At 68.2% G+C, this 14,453-nt stretch carries 22 protein-coding genes; 5 read left to right on the forward strand and 17 right to left on the reverse strand.

All coding sequences use genetic code 11. The features are described 5' to 3' along the window. Positions 1-10: 10 nt before the first annotated feature. Positions 11-520, reverse strand: coding sequence for a winged helix-turn-helix transcriptional regulator (locus ACFVDO_RS06185; protein WP_378858140.1), 510 nt, complete (start codon positions 518-520; stop codon positions 11-13). A gap of 103 nt (positions 521-623) precedes the next feature. On the opposite strand from ACFVDO_RS06185, the gene ACFVDO_RS06190 reads away from it, so the two are divergent. Further along, complete coding sequence (locus ACFVDO_RS06190; protein ID WP_378858139.1) at positions 624-1,280, forward strand: dihydrofolate reductase family protein; 657 nt, start codon at positions 624-626, stop codon at positions 1,278-1,280. Between the two features lie 16 nt (positions 1,281-1,296). Continuing rightward, positions 1,297-1,638 (forward strand): YciI family protein, encoded by a 342-nt coding sequence (locus ACFVDO_RS06195; protein ID WP_378858138.1) that lies wholly within the window; start codon positions 1,297-1,299, stop codon positions 1,636-1,638. A 4-nt stretch (positions 1,639-1,642) separates the two neighbouring features. Here ACFVDO_RS06195 and ACFVDO_RS06200 read toward each other — a convergent pair whose 3' ends face one another. The 6 genes from ACFVDO_RS06200 to ACFVDO_RS06225 are packed head-to-tail and all read right to left on the reverse strand — an operon-like array spanning position 1,643 to position 5,215. Continuing rightward, the gene (locus tag ACFVDO_RS06200) at positions 1,643-2,056 is read right to left on the reverse strand and encodes a PaaI family thioesterase (protein WP_378858137.1); all 414 of its coding nucleotides are present in this window, start codon (positions 2,054-2,056) and stop codon (positions 1,643-1,645) included. Between the two features lie 14 nt (positions 2,057-2,070). Then, positions 2,071-2,646: a hypothetical protein gene (locus ACFVDO_RS06205; RefSeq protein WP_378858136.1), complete on the reverse strand. Its 576-nt coding sequence runs from the start codon at positions 2,644-2,646 to the stop codon at positions 2,071-2,073. A 10-nt stretch (positions 2,647-2,656) separates the two neighbouring features. Continuing rightward, positions 2,657-3,193: a putative immunity protein gene (locus tag ACFVDO_RS06210; RefSeq protein WP_378858135.1), complete on the reverse strand. Its 537-nt coding sequence runs from the start codon at positions 3,191-3,193 to the stop codon at positions 2,657-2,659. Continuing rightward, a complete protein-coding gene (locus ACFVDO_RS06215) occupies positions 3,172-4,197 on the reverse strand; it encodes an acetyltransferase (RefSeq protein WP_378858134.1) in 1,026 nt (341 codons plus the stop codon). Before ACFVDO_RS06215 ends, ACFVDO_RS06210 begins: the two co-directional genes overlap by 22 nt. Next, positions 4,194-4,601, reverse strand: a complete 408-nt coding sequence (locus tag ACFVDO_RS06220; protein WP_378858133.1) for a DUF2809 domain-containing protein — start codon at positions 4,599-4,601, stop codon at positions 4,194-4,196. The genes ACFVDO_RS06215 and ACFVDO_RS06220 overlap by 4 nt, the downstream gene beginning before the upstream one ends. Positions 4,602-4,645: 44 nt before the next feature. After that, the gene (locus tag ACFVDO_RS06225) at positions 4,646-5,215 is read right to left on the reverse strand and encodes a DUF4303 domain-containing protein (protein WP_378858132.1); all 570 of its coding nucleotides are present in this window, start codon (positions 5,213-5,215) and stop codon (positions 4,646-4,648) included. A 48-nt stretch (positions 5,216-5,263) separates the two neighbouring features. Between ACFVDO_RS06225 and ACFVDO_RS06230 the strand changes: the two genes are divergently transcribed. Then, the gene (locus ACFVDO_RS06230; protein ID WP_378858131.1) at positions 5,264-5,758 is read left to right on the forward strand and encodes a tetratricopeptide repeat protein; all 495 of its coding nucleotides are present in this window, start codon (positions 5,264-5,266) and stop codon (positions 5,756-5,758) included. A 19-nt stretch (positions 5,759-5,777) separates the two neighbouring features. Here the strand turns inward: ACFVDO_RS06230 and ACFVDO_RS06235 are convergent, their stop codons facing one another. The 4 genes from ACFVDO_RS06235 to ACFVDO_RS06250 all read right to left on the reverse strand — a co-directional run bounded on the left by ACFVDO_RS06235 (position 5,778) and on the right by ACFVDO_RS06250 (position 8,069). Further along, a complete protein-coding gene (locus tag ACFVDO_RS06235) occupies positions 5,778-6,191 on the reverse strand; it encodes a VOC family protein (RefSeq protein WP_378858130.1) in 414 nt (137 codons plus the stop codon). Between the two features lie 95 nt (positions 6,192-6,286). Further along, positions 6,287-6,814, reverse strand: coding sequence for a VOC family protein (locus tag ACFVDO_RS06240; RefSeq protein ID WP_378858129.1), 528 nt, complete (start codon positions 6,812-6,814; stop codon positions 6,287-6,289). An 80-nt stretch (positions 6,815-6,894) separates the two neighbouring features. Further along, positions 6,895-7,563 (reverse strand): helix-turn-helix domain-containing protein, encoded by a 669-nt coding sequence (locus ACFVDO_RS06245; protein ID WP_378858128.1) that lies wholly within the window; start codon positions 7,561-7,563, stop codon positions 6,895-6,897. A 62-nt stretch (positions 7,564-7,625) separates the two neighbouring features. Beyond that, positions 7,626-8,069 (reverse strand): hypothetical protein, encoded by a 444-nt coding sequence (locus tag ACFVDO_RS06250; protein WP_378858127.1) that lies wholly within the window; start codon positions 8,067-8,069, stop codon positions 7,626-7,628. A 107-nt stretch (positions 8,070-8,176) separates the two neighbouring features. Between ACFVDO_RS06250 and ACFVDO_RS06255 the strand changes: the two genes are divergently transcribed. Beyond that, positions 8,177-8,665 carry an ASCH domain-containing protein gene (locus ACFVDO_RS06255; RefSeq protein ID WP_378858126.1) on the forward strand — a complete coding sequence of 163 codons (489 nt, stop codon included), beginning with the start codon at positions 8,177-8,179 and terminating at the stop codon, positions 8,663-8,665. Between the two features lie 49 nt (positions 8,666-8,714). On the opposite strand, the gene ACFVDO_RS06260 is transcribed toward ACFVDO_RS06255, so the two are convergent. The 6 genes from ACFVDO_RS06260 to ACFVDO_RS06285 form a co-directional block, all read right to left on the reverse strand. Further along, entirely contained in the window at positions 8,715-9,107 is a 393-nt protein-coding gene (locus ACFVDO_RS06260) for an MmcQ/YjbR family DNA-binding protein (RefSeq protein ID WP_378858125.1), read from the reverse strand. 44 nt (positions 9,108-9,151) lie between these two features. Continuing rightward, on the reverse strand, positions 9,152-9,526 hold the full coding sequence (locus tag ACFVDO_RS06265) for a VOC family protein (RefSeq protein ID WP_378858124.1): 375 nt from the start codon (positions 9,524-9,526) through the stop codon (positions 9,152-9,154). 224 nt (positions 9,527-9,750) lie between these two features. Then, positions 9,751-10,986, reverse strand: a complete 1,236-nt coding sequence (locus tag ACFVDO_RS06270; protein ID WP_378858123.1) for a hypothetical protein — start codon at positions 10,984-10,986, stop codon at positions 9,751-9,753. A gap of 116 nt (positions 10,987-11,102) precedes the next feature. Further along, positions 11,103-12,176 (reverse strand): redox-regulated ATPase YchF, encoded by a 1,074-nt coding sequence (gene ychF, locus ACFVDO_RS06275; RefSeq protein ID WP_378858122.1) that lies wholly within the window; start codon positions 12,174-12,176, stop codon positions 11,103-11,105. Between the two features lie 23 nt (positions 12,177-12,199). Next, positions 12,200-12,856 carry a Type 1 glutamine amidotransferase-like domain-containing protein gene (locus tag ACFVDO_RS06280; RefSeq protein WP_378858121.1) on the reverse strand — a complete coding sequence of 219 codons (657 nt, stop codon included), beginning with the start codon at positions 12,854-12,856 and terminating at the stop codon, positions 12,200-12,202. A gap of 10 nt (positions 12,857-12,866) precedes the next feature. Continuing rightward, positions 12,867-13,610, reverse strand: coding sequence for a class I SAM-dependent methyltransferase (locus ACFVDO_RS06285; protein WP_378858120.1), 744 nt, complete (start codon positions 13,608-13,610; stop codon positions 12,867-12,869). A gap of 59 nt (positions 13,611-13,669) precedes the next feature. Between ACFVDO_RS06285 and ACFVDO_RS06290 the strand changes: the two genes are divergently transcribed. Then, entirely contained in the window at positions 13,670-14,263 is a 594-nt protein-coding gene (locus tag ACFVDO_RS06290; RefSeq protein WP_378858119.1) for a 3'-5' exonuclease, read from the forward strand. Positions 14,264-14,453: the final 190 nt, after the last annotated feature.

Below are 14,453 nucleotides of genomic sequence, written 5' to 3' on the forward strand. Positions count from 1 at the left end.
AGGCTACCGGTCACTCGGCCGCGGCTGGGGTCTCGCGGACCGCGAGTTCGTACGCGGCCATCAGCTGCGCGCTGGGACGAGGCGCGTCGGGGTCGGGCCGCGGGACGCCCAGGTGGAGCTCGCGGAGCTCGTCCATCAGCGCCTCCACCAGTTCCGGGCCGCCGTCGCGGAGAAGCTCCGCGCGCACCCGCAGCCGGCGCTCGCCGGTGCGGTGCGCGAGCCCCCAGTTGCCGAGGGCGACCATCACCGGGAGCACCTGGATGCCGGACTCCGTGAGCGAGTACGCCGCCCGCTGTCCGCGCTGCGCGTCGTCACGGGTGAGAAGCCCGCCCTCCACGAGCCGCTTGAGCCTGCTGGCGAGGATGTTGGAGGCGATGCCCTCCTCGGAACCGGCGAGGAGTTCGCGGAAGTATCGGCGACCTCCGAACATGATGTCGCGCAGCACCAGCATCGCCCAGGGGTCGCCGAGCACCTCGACGGCGGCGTTGATCGCGCATCCGGAACGGGGAGCTGCCGGCATGTCGCACCTCCTGTCGACTCAGTGCTTGCAACTGACAATCGCTTGAGGGTATGTTACCCGAGAACAGGTTGCAATCTGCAATCACTTACCTCCGGAGGCTTCCATGTCGCGGGTACGTGTCAACAACTTCTCCATCTCGCTCGACGGTTTCGGCACCGGCGAGGGCCTCACCCTCGAAGCGCCGTTCGGCCACGCGGGCGAGCGCCTGCACCAGTGGATGTTCGCCACCAGGTTCTGGCGCTCGATGGTCGGAGAATCGGGCGGCTCCACCGGAGTCGACAACGCCTTCGCCGAACAGCACGGGTTCGGTTTCGGCGCCGAGATCATGGGGCGGGGCAAGTTCAGCGCCTCGACCGGGCCGTGGACCGGCGTCGGCACCGCTGACGAGTGGCGGGGCTGGTGGGGGCCGAATCCGCCGTTCCACACGCCCGTCTACGTGCTCACCCACCACGCCCGTCCCTCCATCGAGATGGACGGCGGCACCGTGTTCCACTTCGTCGACGCGTCGCCCGCGGAGGCGCTCGCCCTCGCAAAGGATGCCGCGGGCGACCTCGACGTGCGGATCGGCGGCGGCGTGACGATGTTGAGGGACTTCCTCGCAGCGGGACTCGTGGACGTCGCGCACATCGTTCAGGTCCCGATCCTTCTCGGTCGGGGCGAGCGGCTCTGGGACGACCTGGAGGCGCTCGAGGAGCGCTACGACGTGGAATCCGTGTCATCGCCGAGCGGCGTGACGCACCTGACCCTCACCCGTCGATGACAGAAGGAGAACGACGATGAGCCAGTACATCATCTACTTCAACCAGCAGTGGGTGGGCGACCACCCCGAGGCGTGGTTCGACGAGCGCGGACGGCTCTGCAACGCCGTCGTGAACGACATGCGGGATGCCGGCGTGCTCATCTTCGCCGCCGGGGTGGACGAGGACGTCGATTCGGCGATCATCGCCGACGACACCGGCGGCGCGCTGGAGTTCGGCACCGGTCTGTACGCCCCGGGCGACCAGTACATCGGCGGCTTCACCCTCGTCGACGTCCCCGACGTGGAGACGGCTCGGATGTGGGGCGGCAGGATCGCCGAGGCCTGCGGCTGGCCCCAGCAGGTGCGCCGGGTCTACTGAGGGCTCAGCGCTTCATGGCGCTGATGGTGCCGGAGCCGACGGCGCACAGATACTCGCCCTCGGACCCCTGCACGTGGATCTCGACCTGCGTCACCGCGGTCCGCGACGTGCTGCCCTGCGTGGTCGCGCGCGCGATGAGCCGTTCCCCCTGCGCCGGGCGCAGATAGGTGAGGTTCACCCCCGAGGTGAGCACATCGGGGCCGAGCGCCAGCCCACCGGCGAAGGTGAGCGCGTTGTCGGCCAGGTAGCAGAGCACGCCGCCGTGCACGTAACCGTGCTGCTGCAGCAGCTGCGGGCCCACCTCGAGCTCGAGGGTGATCCCGCCCTCGTCGAACCGGGTCAGGACGGTGCCGAGCAGCACGCTGAACGGCTGCGCCGCCAGCACTCGCCGCGCGTCCTCGAGGGTCAGTGTCGTCATCGTGGATCTCCCTGTCAGCGGGCGGCATCCCTCTTTCGCGCGCGCAGCCCGATGAAGCGCGCGACCAGGCTGAGGATCGTGAGGACCGCGAGGATCCCGGGCAGCCACCACTTCGCCGTGTAGAGGATCCAGGTGCCGGCATCCCAGGGCTCGTCCTCGCCGAACTTCGGGTCGAGGACGACGCCGACCGCATCCGGCTCGACCCACAGCATCGTCGACGTCCAGACCCCGAGGGTCAGGCCGATGAGGGCGATGGTCAGCGGGCCGAGGATCACGAAGTGATCGCTGCGGCCGGTGTAGCGGTGGTTCCACTTGTTGTACTGCCCCAGGCACAGGATCGTCGCCAGGATGCCCAGCGGGATCGCCAGGTCCCGCACGACGACGGGGATGTTCGTCTCCCAGTCGCTGAACACGCTGTTCACACTCACCAGGCGCACCTGGTCGAGCACCCCGCCGGCGCCGAATCCGAGTACGGCCATGGCCAGCAGGGCGCCGAGACCGAACAGGAGCGTGGCTGTGAGGGCGGCGGACGAACCCCGATAGTCGAGCGTCTTGCGCAGTTCCGCGTCACGGGGATCGATGAGACTCACTCGATCGAGGCTACCGGCCGGCGATCCGGTCCTGGAGCTGACGGATCGTGTCGCCGAGGATGCCGCGCGCCAGCAGGCCCTCGCCGAGCGGTCCTGAGCTGTCCGTTCCGAGGCGCGGCAGCATCCGGAGAGCCTCCCGCTCGCGCGCGGTGAGCTGCGCGATCTGCCAGTCGATCTCCTCCTGCACACGCTCCGGCGTGGCGGCATCCGTCAGCGAGACCGCCTTCACTGCATAGGCCGCGGCGCCCAGCGCGTGCGCGCCCATGTGGGCGACGGCTGCCGCCTGAGCGACCGATCTGGCCGCCGCAGTTCCGGCCGGGGTCGTCGCGGCATTCGCCGCCCTTCCCGCGATCAGGCGCTTCCTGATCTCCTCCGCGCTGCTGCCCGCACCGGCGCCGTACGCGCGCGTTCGGTCAACCGCGTCGCGGATGCTCTCCTCTGCCGAGGCATCCGCCACGAACAGGGGCAGCACGCGCTCCGCGCACGCCAGCGCCCAGCGGGCGACAGCACGACGGTCGGTCTCGCTCAGGGTCTGGACGGATGCCACGCCTCCGCCTTCCCACTGTCAGGAAGAACGACATCCGACGGGGACCAGGCCGCCACGGCCGCCTCGCTCTGCCGCTGCGCACGACGGGCGCGCGAGCGCCCCTTCTCCGTGGTCTGGCTCGGATGCCACCGCACCCAGTCCACCGGCACGACGTGCAGCGCGAGCGTCTCGACGCCGTCGCCCGCGGAGTGGACGAAGATCACCGCGTGACTGTTGACGCTCCACCAGAAAGGGTTCCGCCCGGATGCCCCCGCCTCGGCGAGCTTCCGGCCATATCCCTCGCTCTCGTCGAGGCGTCCGACCCGGTAGTCGTGACCGCCGTGCAGGTAGCCCCAGTGCGTACGCAGCTCTCCGATGACGTCGGAGAGCGCGGCCCCTTGCCCACCGGCGTCGTCATCCCGCACGTCGGCGCTCGCAAGCGGGAAGATCGCGTGCCGCCCACGGTCGATGACGGGCAGCCGCCACTCCGCCCAGTCATCGCCTCCCCGCTGCAACGCGCGCTCGATCGCGTCGTGCATCGCCTCGCAGTGCGATCGCAGCAGTTCTGCGGTCGGGACGTCCTCCCCCGCCGGTACGCCGTGCCTCAGGTGCAGCAGCGGATACGGGCGGCCCTGATCGTCGAGCGAGCTGCGCCCGACGGCGCTGAAGCCGCGGCGCCGGTAGAACTCCACTGCCTGCGTGTTCTGCTCGTTGACGTCGACCGAGGTCACGCCGTGGCCGAGAGCGAAGGACAGCAGTGCGCTGCCGGCGCCGCGACCGCGCTCCTGCGCGTCGACGAACAGCATCTCCAGCCTGTCATCCGCGATCCCGGCGAACCCGACGATGCGTCCTTCACGCTCTGCGACGAAGACGTCGACGTGAGGCAGATAGTCCGAGGCGAGGTGCGCCTCGATGTCGTCGCGATGCTCTGCGGAGAGGAAGTCATGCGTCGCGTCGACGGCACTGCGCCAGATCTGCACGAGGCGCGGATACTCGTCGGGATCGCGGAGCGGGCGGATGTTCACGCATCCAGCCTTGCACGTCGGCCGCGGGTCAGCAGACCGTCGATCGCGACGACGAGCGTGACACCCGCCGTGTACCAGAGCAGGTCCCACGGCGAGAAGCCGAGTCCGAAGACCAGTCGGAGGGGCGGGAAGGATGCCGCCCACTGGGCGGGCAGCGAGGTGAGCTGCAGCAGTTCCACGCCGAAGCACCATGCCAGCGCGATCGCCGCCGTCACCCACCAGCGCGCGCGGGGCGCGACGAAGAGGACGAGCGATGTGATCAGCGCGGCGTAGAGGATGTCGCCGGCCGCATCGCTGACAAGACCTGGCGGCGCGAGCAGGTGCACGGCGAGCCCGGCCGCGACGGTCACGAGCGCGGCCGTCGCGAGGACGAGACGACGCGTCAGCGTCCGAGGAGATGCCACGGCCCCAGCCTGGCATGCTCGACCTGCATCGACCGGGTCAGGGGTCATTCGCCGTCGAGCAGCAGGAACCCGCGGAACTCCTCGTGCTGAGAGGAGTCGTGGATTCCGGTGTTCCACGCGGCGATCTGCTGCTCGGGCACATCGGCATCCAGGGGCAGGAACACCCGCACCGCATTCGGCCATGCGTCGAAGTACCCTCGCGCGGCGGAGGCGACCATGGCCCGCGAGATCGCCTGCCAGATCGTCAGACGGAGCTCCTGAACCAGTGGGGAGGCGGCGTCGGACTGTGAGACCTGCCCCATCATCTGCGCCGCGCGCTCACGGATCGGGTCCAGAGGATCGTCGACTCCCCTGCCGGTGATGTCGAGGTCCCATTCGCCGAGGTGCCACTTCGAATCGATCTCGTACTCCGGTTCGTCGGCGATCATCTGCGCAAGATGCGACCGCGAGTTCGCGAAGGCGACGATCGATGTGGCGTCGGCGTCAGTGGCGATGCCGATGCCCGCGATCTCCCCCGGCCGTCGCTGTGCGGCGACCGCCGCCATGGCCTGTTCCAGGGCCGGTCCGAGGTCGGATGACCATTCGGCGGCCCACGACTCCAGGTCGATCGTCATGACGGCAGTCTGCCACGACGTGCCGATCGGCCTGACAGGATGGGGATCATGACGGTCACCATCGAGCAATGGGAGGCATCCGTCGCGAGCCTCTGGGAACGCTTCGACGACTTCGGTCGTGAGGAGGGTGTGGCGGCGATGCGCGAACTGGCCGAGTCGTGCCCTGCGGCCGACGGCCGAGCGGCGTTCGAGCTGGCCGGCATGTACGACTCGATGGGCTTCGAGGCCGAGGCAGGCGTCGAGTACGAGCGCGCGCTCGAGCTCGGCCTTGACGAAGCACGCCATGCGCAGCTCGCCGTGCAGTACGGATCGACCCTGCGCAACCTCGGGCGTCTCGACGAGGCGATCGAGGTTTTGCGCGCTGCACCTACCCACGCGTCGACGGGTTCCGCACCCCGCATCGTCCTGGCTCTGGCGCTGCACAGCGCCGGTCGGAAAGACGAGGCCCTGCGGGTCTCGATCGAGGCGCAGATCGACGACCTGCCGCGCTACCAGCGCTCGATGCGCAACTACGCCGCGGCGCTCACCGACGCGACGGCGTAGGCGTCGAGAGGGCCCCGGGTCAGTCGCGCTCGATTGCTGCTTCCGGACTCACAGCGAGCGTCATCACCTCCAGGCGATTGCCGAATCCGTCGCGGGCGTGGAAGCGGATGTATCCCTCGAAGGTGTCCCGCTCCACCCATGACAGGTCGTAACCGCCCTGCTCGATCCGCGCGGCCACGGCCTCCAGCTCGTCGAGGGTTCCGCAGACGAGGCCCGGGTGCGCCTTCCTGGCAGGTGTGAACGGATCGTCCACGCCGAGGTGGATCTCCGCGACGACCGCCTCGCCGTCGAACGCTCGGAACCAGCATCCGCCGCGGCCGGCCAAAGACGGCGGCTTCGGCACCTCCTGCAGTCCGAGCGCATCGCCGTAGAAGCGGCGCGCCTCGTCCTCGCCGCCCGCGGGGATCGACACCTGAACGTGGTGGAGCTTCATGACCGCCTCCGATTCATCTTGATATCAAGATAAATGGAGGGGGCTCACTCCACCAGGCACGATCCGGCCCGGCGACGAGAAACGACCCCGCGGCGTCATGCCCTCGGATCCCGCAGCGAGGCCATCGCCTCGAGGAGCGTGTCGTGGATGTAGGCGAGTTCCGGCGACGCTTCGCCCCACTCCCCGCCGTCATCGACTGTCCAGTCCTGGTCTGCCGCCTCCTCGCCCCCTGCCGCCTCGCCGTGCTCCCAGATCCACCACAGGTTCGCACTCGAATCCTGAATGCGGGCGAACCGCGTGCCGAAGAAGTCAGTCGGTCTGGTGACCAGTCGTGCCTCTCGCGCCAGGGCGCGCTCGAGCACCGCGTCGAGGTCATCGACGTAGACCTGGAGCAGGCTCGGCGTGAACGGCCAGTCCGGTTTGCGCTCGGCGAGCATGATCGTCGTCGTGCCGACGCGCACCTCCGCCTGCAGCAGTAGTCCGTCCTCGTCGATCGTGCGCGCCTCGCCGCGCTCCTCACCGCCGAACACCTCGATGACGAATCGGGTCAACTGATCGGCGCCGTCGGTGATGATGAACGGGTTGACGGTGGCGTAGCCCTCCGGGGCGGTTGGTGCGGGCATCGGTGCTCCTGTGCTGGGGTGACGGGGATTGATCCCAGTCCAGCACCGCACCGCCCTCACTGTCTTGAACGTTTCCGCCATCACCGGCCGGACAGCACCTGCGCCGGCGTCTGCCCGTGGAACACCCTCAGGGAGCGGGTCAGATGCGCCTGGTCGGCGAACCCGCATCGCGCCGCGCACTCGTTCGGCGGCATCCCCTGGAGCAGCAGGGCGAAGGCCTCCCTCGCCCGCGAGAGCTGATCGATCCGCTTGCGGGTGAGCCCCGTCGCCTCGCGGACCCGCCGCTGCCTGTGCCGCTCGGAGTAGCCCGCGTCGTCACCCGACACCATTCGCCGCACGTCGTCGTCGTGTCGCAGCACGTCGAGTTCGAGCAGCCGGTCGGTGAACGCGCCGAGGTCGTCATATTCCGGGAACGGCACCGCCCGTTCCCGGATCACGACCCGTCCGGCTTCGACGGTGAGCGCCTGCTCGCGCCCGAGCAGGAGTTGCTTGCTGATCCCCGGCAGGACGACGTGCGCCTTCAGTTGTATGCCCCAGCTGTGCTCTCCGATCGTCGAGCGGATCCATCGGTGTCCCAGGGTCGGTCCGGAGATCCCGGCGCGCAACTCGCCGCTCCGTTCGCGGGCGAACCACAGATCCCAGTACTCGACGGCCGGCACGAGGTAGCGCTCGTCCCGCGCCGCGCGTGCCTGCCAGACGCATTCGAGAACGGGCGAATCGGGATGGTGCTCCTCGTACAGGCTGTCCATTTCGACCTCGTCTCCGCTGTGGCATCCGGGTCCAGGATGCCGCAGCGGAAGGGCCGGTGCGCCTAACGACTCCGTCCGGATGGCCGCTTTCGCGGCGGCAGGGCCGCCGTGACCAGCAGCGCAGGTCCACCGATGAGCGCCCACGGACCCGGGCCGGCCGGGATGAGGGCCAGCTCGGGATGCCCGCGGAGCACGATGAGCGCCAGTGCACAGCACAGGATGCCGGCGGCGAGAACGACGACGCGTGCGCCCGGACCGGCGCCGCGTCGTGCATAACGCCAGACGACGACCGCGAACGCCCACAGCACGACGCTGATACCCACGCCGAACACGAGGAACAGAGACCAGGAGGCATCCGTGTCGGCGGCGAAGCCCACGGCGTTCGTCGCAGTGTGGGCGACGCCCAGCCCTGTCAGAGCGAGGGCGCTGATACCGCCTGCGACCCGACGGGATCGGGAGAACGAGGTGATCGGGATGCGGGTGAGAAGTTCCGTGGTGGTGTCCATCCATCCAGGCTGAGCGGGTGGCCGGGCTCGGGGATCCTCCGCGCGGGTGGCACGCCTCGCCCGCGCGGGCGAGATCCGCTCCGCCCGGGACGCGGCAGGATGGTGCTGTGGATCAGGCTCAGCGGATCGAACGGTTCTGGCGATCGTCCGGGGCGGGCGTCGGCGCCGCGACACCGCCTGCGTGGTCGTTCGGTGATTCTCCAGCACTCGCGGATGAGCTGCTCGAGCTCGCGCTGCGAGGCGAGAAGACGGCGATGGCGAGCGCTCTGTGGGAATTCGAGGCAGAGGGTGACCCTCTTCCCCAGCCCGGCGACCTCGCGATCGTGCTCGACGGTGCAGGCGAGCCGCGCGCTCTCATCCGCACGACCGCAGTCGTGGTCGTCCCGTTCGAAGAAGTCTCCGCGGAGCACGCCTCACTCGAAGGAGAGGGCGACCTGTCACTGGACTACTGGCGAGTCGAGCACGAGCGGGCCTGGCGAGGCACTCTCGCCCACACGCGGTACGAGTTCGACACCAGGATGCTCGTGGTCTGCGAGCGCTTCGAGCTGCTGTTCCCGGCGGAACCGCGCCGACATGGTGCTCATGGCCGGACGTGATCGGAGGATGCCGCGTCGAGCGTTGCCTCCGACACCTCGCCGCCGGCGATCACAACTCGATGGACTCGTCGAACTCGCGGCGCAGGTACTTCGGCGCCTGCACCCGCCATGCCTCCGTCACGAGCTCGGCGAAGTGCCCGGGGTCTATCGCCGCCATGCGGAACGCGATCTTGGGCTCGCCCCAGCGGGTCGTCGCGGGAAGGAAGACGCCCGGCTCCATCTCCCGGAGGGCGAGCGCGTCGTCCGGATCGGCGATCTTCACGCCGACCACGAGCTCCGATGCCACGATCGCGCGGACGTGATCAGGGATGCTCGGCCACGGGTGGCACTCCCACGCGTACAACTTGCTGCGCACGAACCACGCCGCACCGCCCGTCGTCGCACGCTCCTCACTGCCGGGGAGCCGCGCGGCCAGGGCACGCAGATCGTCGAGGGTGGCCATGCATCGAGGGTACGCAGCACCCCCGACACCGGTCTGCCAGCCGCCTACGGCTCTATGGGAGCCATGATCTCGACACGATTGCCGAAGCCATCGCGCGTGTGGAGTCGAACGAACCCCTCGAACGTGTCCCGCTCCGCCCATGAGAGCTCGTAGCCCGCGCCCTCGATCCGCGCGGCCACCGCCTCCAACTCGGACACCGAGTCGCAGACGAGTCCAGGGTGGGCTTTTCGGGCAGGGGCAAAGGGGGCTTCGACTCCGATGTGGATCTCGGCCACGATGGCATCTGCATCGTAGGCGCGGAACCAGCAGCCGCCTCGCCCGGTCAGAGAAGGCGGCTTCTGAACTTCCCGGAGCCCCAGCGCTTCTCCGTAGAAACGGCGCGCCTCGTCTTCTTCACTCGCGGGCATCGAAGCTTGCACGTGATGGAGCCTCAAATCGGCCTCCGATTTATCTCGACATCAAGATAAATCTAGCGGCAAGCCCGAAGGATCGCCACCGCGGAGTCGCGCACGCGTTTCATCTCACTGCGCTCGCTCAACGACCGGGGCGGATCAGACGTTGAACCGGAACTCCACCGAGTTACGTTGACGTTAGGCGTCTCGAGCGGCTCCCAGCCATGACGTGGGCCGCTGCATGACTAGGACTAGGAGTCGCCGCCGTCAGGTCGCCCTGAGCGCGGTAAGTGACCCCAGAAATCCGGCGCAAAGATGCTGAGCGGGTTCTCCACCTCGGCTCCCTCGGCCAACGTCGCCCTCACCTGCGCCGATATCTGCGCCCGCAAAGAATCCAACTGAGGGACGAGAGTGAAGATGTCCGTTGTGTCGACGACGACGGTCCGTACCTGACCGATGTCGAACGGCAGGCGATCGGCCGCACGACTGATCTGCACGATCGGCTTTCGAACCGCGTGCCGCAGCGCGAGCTCATAGAAGACGTTCGGATTGTGGAATGACAAGTCGGCGATGACGAGCTTGCTGTGGACGATGTAGTCGATGATCTGGCGGGTGATCATCCCCGCATCACCGATGAGGTCGGCCCGTACCACTTGCAGCCCGAATTCCTTTAGAGCGGGCTCGACCAACGAACCCATGAAGAGGTCGGCGTGTTTGCGATCATCACTTTCCTCGCTGCCGATCGGCGTGATGTAAAAGCAGATCTGCTCGAAATCGCCTTCCGCTGACTTCGGGGCAGAACTCGATGAAGAAGTAGCCGACAGCCGAACCGGTGGGTTGGATATGCCGCGATCACCTCCCTTGTCTACTTTCGGCAGGTAATCGTCCACAAGTGCGTCCAGCGTGACGAGCCGCTCAGCTCCAGACAGAGTGCGAAGCACTCCGACGAATTTTGCGTTGACCGTGAATGTCTCAATGCACTCAGTCAGGTCGGCGTCAGGTATGCCGAACTCCTTGGCCTGGTCCATAAGGACTGCCTGCAGAGGGAGGCGGTTCCCCAGGTTTGTCTCGTACAAGCGCTTAAACACCTCAACGCCGTCGATCCCGGCTTGGAATCTGGCCCGCGTCCTGGCCGCAAGGGTGTCGGTTTCGTCGACCGCCTTGCGCCCAAGCACGGTCAGTGCCAGCGTCTCCGCGTTGTAGTTCCCGGTTGTGAGGCCGTACTTGTTGCTGTTAGTGATCCACTGCCGAGTGGTGCCACTCGACGGGCTTCTCCCTAGTTGATCCAACAATGTCAAGCGGCGTATGGATCCCGCAGGGGCGGCCTGAATGATTGCTTCAGCGAGACCCAGAGCCTCCTCAAGGGTCCCGGCGGGGAACAGCGTCGTTCTCCGCGTCCGGCGTGTAATGCCGCCTTCGGAGGGCGCGGCGTCTTCACCGGTCTCGTCGTCGTCCTCGGCGGGATTCTCCAGGGTTACGTCTGGCATATGTCACGTCTACCACGTGCCACAGACTTTGCCAACCTGCTCGGAACCCGCATAGCCATGACCGTGCAACTGCCGTCACCAGTCAGTAATCCAATTGCGCCATTCCCAACCGACGATCAGACGTTGAAGCGGAATTCCACCACATCGCCGTCCTGCATGACGTAGTCCTTGCCCTCGAGGCGGGCCTTGCCCTTGGCACGGGCCTCGGCCACGGAACCGGTGTCGACCAGGTCCTGGAACGAGATCACCTCGGCCTTGATGAAGCCCTTCTCGAAGTCGGTGTGGATCACGCCGGCCGCCTGCGGGGCCTTGTCGCCCTTGTGGATCGTCCAGGCGCGCGCCTCCTTCGGCCCCGCCGTGAGGTAGGTCTGCAGGCCGAGGGTGTCGAAGCCGATGCGGGCGAGCTGGTCCAGGCCGGACTCGTCCTGGCCGGTCGAGGCCAGCAGCTCCGCGGCATCCTCCGGGTCGAGGTCGATCAGCTCGGACTCGATCTTCGCGTCGAGGAAGATCGCCTGCGCGGGGGCGACGAGCTCGGCGAGCTCGGCCTTGCGCGCGGCATCCGTCAGCACGGCCTCGTCGACGTTGAAGACGAAGATGACCGGCTTCGAGGTGAGCAGGCCCAGCTCCTTGATCGGAGCGAGGTCGATGCCGCTGGTCGAGAGCAGCTGGCCGCGCTCGAGGGCGTCCTTCGCAGCACTCGCGGCCTCGAGCACCGACGGATCGGCCTTCTTGCCGCGGACCTCCTTCTCGAAGCGCGGGATCGCCTTCTCGAGCGTCTGCAGGTCGGCGAGCATCAGCTCGGCGTTGATGGTCTCGAGGTCGCTCTGCGGGTTGATCGCGCCGTCGACGTGCACCACGTCATCGTCGGAGAACCCGCGCACCACCTGAGCGATCGCGTCGGCCTCGCGGATGTTGGCGAGGAACTGGTTGCCCAGCCCCTCCCCCTCGCTCGCGCCGCGCACGATGCCGGCGATGTCGACGAACGACACCGTCGCGGGCAGGATGCGCTCGCTGCCGAAGATGTCCGAGAGCGTGTTCAGCCGCGGGTCGGGCAGGCTCACCACGCCGACGTTCGGCTCGATCGTCGCGAACGGATAGTTCGCCGCGAGCACGTCGTTCTTGGTCAGCGCGTTGAAGAGGGTGGACTTGCCGACGTTGGGCAGGCCGACGATACCGATAGTGAGAGCCACGGGAGACGATTCTACCGGGGCCGCTACTCCAGCCGTTCCCAGTGGCCCTCCGAGATCACATCGACGTCCGCGCCCACGACGCGGATGGCCGTCTGATCGTCGATCGCATACGCCGGACCGTCCATCCCCTCCGCCCAGCTCCGCGCGTGCGCGAGGGTGTTCTCGGGAAAGTCCGGGTAGTCGAGGTGCGGGAAGATCGTGAAGTCCACGAGACCGAGCGTGCGGTCGCCCGTCTCGGAGCCGCCCCAGCGGACGAACTCGGGGCCGATCCGCGGCGTCATCACCATGCTTCCCGCACTGATCCCGACCCAGACGGTCTCGGAGAGCCGCGGGAGCACGGCGAAGAGCCCGGATGCCCGGATCCAGTGCGCGAGATAGGTGGCGTCGCCGCCGTCCACGAGCAGCGCGTCGGCACGCTCCACCCAGGGGATCCATCTCTCCCCCATCGACGGGAGCGCGGTGAGCTCGAGCAGCCCTACCGACTTCCAGCCGAGCGCCGTCATCGAGTCGGCTCCTCCGGCACATCGCAGAGTCAACTCAGGCGTGCACTGCGGATGCCCGTACTGCGCCGTCGGGATGTACAGCGCGGTCGACTCCTCGATCGGTTTCCCGAGCATCTCGACGAGGCCGGCACGGATGCGCGGGTTGGTCACTCCGCCCGAGGTCAGCAGGAGCTTCATGGCTCGCCGCTCAGTCGCGCACGGCCCGGAAGGCCGCCGTGACGTAGGGCAGCTCGATCGTGCTCTCGCCGACGACGCCCAGTTCGTCGAACAGGTCGTGCATGCCCCGCTCGATGCTCGCCCTCTTCTCGTCGGAGGCAGTGATGATGTAGCTGCGCGAGCGCGCCATGTGCAGCAGCTGCTCACGGTTCATCGTGCGCGTCCACTCCCAGCGCTGAGCCTCGACGCCGCTGAAGGGCGCAGCGATCGTAGGCCCGTCGCCAGAGATCATCTCCTCGGCAGGGCTGCCGCTCATGATCAGGGTCAGCCGGCGCACCCAGGGCGTTCGCTCGTCGCGCACGTTCCAGATCAGTCCGAGTGCCCCTCCCGGCCGCACGACCCGACCGATCTCGGCGGATGCCGGAACAGGGTCGACCCAGTGCCAGGCCTGCCCCATCACGACCGCGTCAACCGAGGCGTCGGGCAGCGGCAGCGATTCGGCGGTGCCGATGAACGTCGGCACCTGCGGGGACTGCACGTGCAGGGCGGCCAGCATCTCGGCATCCGGGTCGACGGCGACGACCTCGCCGTCCGCCGCGTCAGCGAGGACCCGGGTGAGCTTGCCGGTTCCGGCGCCGACGTCGGCGACCCGACGTGCGCCATCGGGAAGTCGTTCGAGCATCCAGGCGACCGCTTCGAAGGGGTAGTCCGGGCGTCCGGCCTCGTAGCTGCTCGCCGCCGTTCCGAAGGATGTCGCGCGCTCGCTCATGCTCATCTCGCCAGCCTACGGCGCGCCTCGGGCGCGCGCGAGAGGCGGGAGGAGAGAGTGAAGATGTGGCACTGGACTTCACTGCGATCGACTTCGAGACGGCGAACTCCAGCCCGGCCTCCCCCTGCCAGGTGGGACTCGTCCGCGTCCGCGACGGTGAGGTCGTCGCTCAGACCGGATGGCTCATCCGCCCGCCCGCAGGTTACGACGACTTCCAGGAGTGGAACGTCCGCATCCACGGCATCCGTCCGGAGGATGTCATCGGCGCCCCCACCTGGGAGGCGCAGATCGACCGCCTGCACGCCTTCGCCGGCGGCGACGTGCTCGTCGCGCACAACGCCGGGTTCGATCTGAACGTGCTGCGCCGCTCCTGCCAGGCGACCGGACTGGATGCCCCGCCGTACCGCTCGCTGTGCTCGCTGGCCGTGGCCCGCAAGACCTACACGCTCGAGTCGTACCGGCTGCCGAAGGCGGCCGAGGCCGCCGGGTTCGGCGAGTTCCCTCACCACGACGCACTGGCGGATGCAAGGGCCTGCGCCCAGATCGTCATCGATGCCGCCCAGCGTGCGGGCGCTGTCGACATCGAGGCGCTCTCCGGGGCGCTGAGCATTCCCGTGGTGGAGTTCGCTCCGCTGATCGCGGAGCGCGCCGCGGCCTGAGCGCGCCGGTCCCGGCCGCGCTTCGTCCCGTTCTGCGGTTCGTTCCCGCATCCGAGTCGCAGTCGGTCGCGCTCCCCCGCCGGAATTGTGGCGCGAACCGCGACGTGAACCGTATCACCCGCGGTTGAGCGCGACGAACGGCGACTCGAGAGACGACAGGCGTCCGCTCGCGTCGTGGGCGCCGCACCGT

The sequence above is a fragment of the Microbacterium sp. NPDC057741 genome (genome assembly GCF_042798735.1).
Taxonomy (GTDB): Bacteria; Actinomycetota; Actinomycetes; order Actinomycetales; family Microbacteriaceae; genus Microbacterium.

Coding starts and splice junctions, on each gene's coding strand:
- ACFVDO_RS06185 (WP_378858140.1), bottom strand. CDS start 520: ATGCCGGCAGCTCCCCGTTCCGGATGCGCGATCAACGCCGCCGTCGAG.
- ACFVDO_RS06190 (WP_378858139.1), top strand. CDS start 624: ATGTCGCGGGTACGTGTCAACAACTTCTCCATCTCGCTCGACGGTTTC.
- ACFVDO_RS06195 (WP_378858138.1), top strand. CDS start 1,297: ATGAGCCAGTACATCATCTACTTCAACCAGCAGTGGGTGGGCGACCAC.
- ACFVDO_RS06200 (WP_378858137.1), bottom strand. CDS start 2,056: ATGACGACACTGACCCTCGAGGACGCGCGGCGAGTGCTGGCGGCGCAG.
- ACFVDO_RS06225 (WP_378858132.1), bottom strand. CDS start 5,215: ATGACGATCGACCTGGAGTCGTGGGCCGCCGAATGGTCATCCGACCTC.
- ACFVDO_RS06230 (WP_378858131.1), top strand. CDS start 5,264: ATGACGGTCACCATCGAGCAATGGGAGGCATCCGTCGCGAGCCTCTGG.
- ACFVDO_RS06235 (WP_378858130.1), bottom strand. CDS start 6,191: ATGAAGCTCCACCACGTTCAGGTGTCGATCCCCGCGGGCGGCGAGGAC.
- ACFVDO_RS06240 (WP_378858129.1), bottom strand. CDS start 6,814: ATGCCCGCACCAACCGCCCCGGAGGGCTACGCCACCGTCAACCCGTTC.
- ACFVDO_RS06245 (WP_378858128.1), bottom strand. CDS start 7,563: ATGGACAGCCTGTACGAGGAGCACCATCCCGATTCGCCCGTTCTCGAA.
- ACFVDO_RS06250 (WP_378858127.1), bottom strand. CDS start 8,069: ATGGACACCACCACGGAACTTCTCACCCGCATCCCGATCACCTCGTTC.
- ACFVDO_RS06260 (WP_378858125.1), bottom strand. CDS start 9,107: ATGGCCACCCTCGACGATCTGCGTGCCCTGGCCGCGCGGCTCCCCGGC.
- ACFVDO_RS06270 (WP_378858123.1), bottom strand. CDS start 10,986: ATGCCAGACGTAACCCTGGAGAATCCCGCCGAGGACGACGACGAGACC.
- ACFVDO_RS06280 (WP_378858121.1), bottom strand. CDS start 12,856: ATGAAGCTCCTGCTGACCTCGGGCGGAGTGACCAACCCGCGCATCCGT.
- ACFVDO_RS06285 (WP_378858120.1), bottom strand. CDS start 13,610: ATGAGCATGAGCGAGCGCGCGACATCCTTCGGAACGGCGGCGAGCAGC.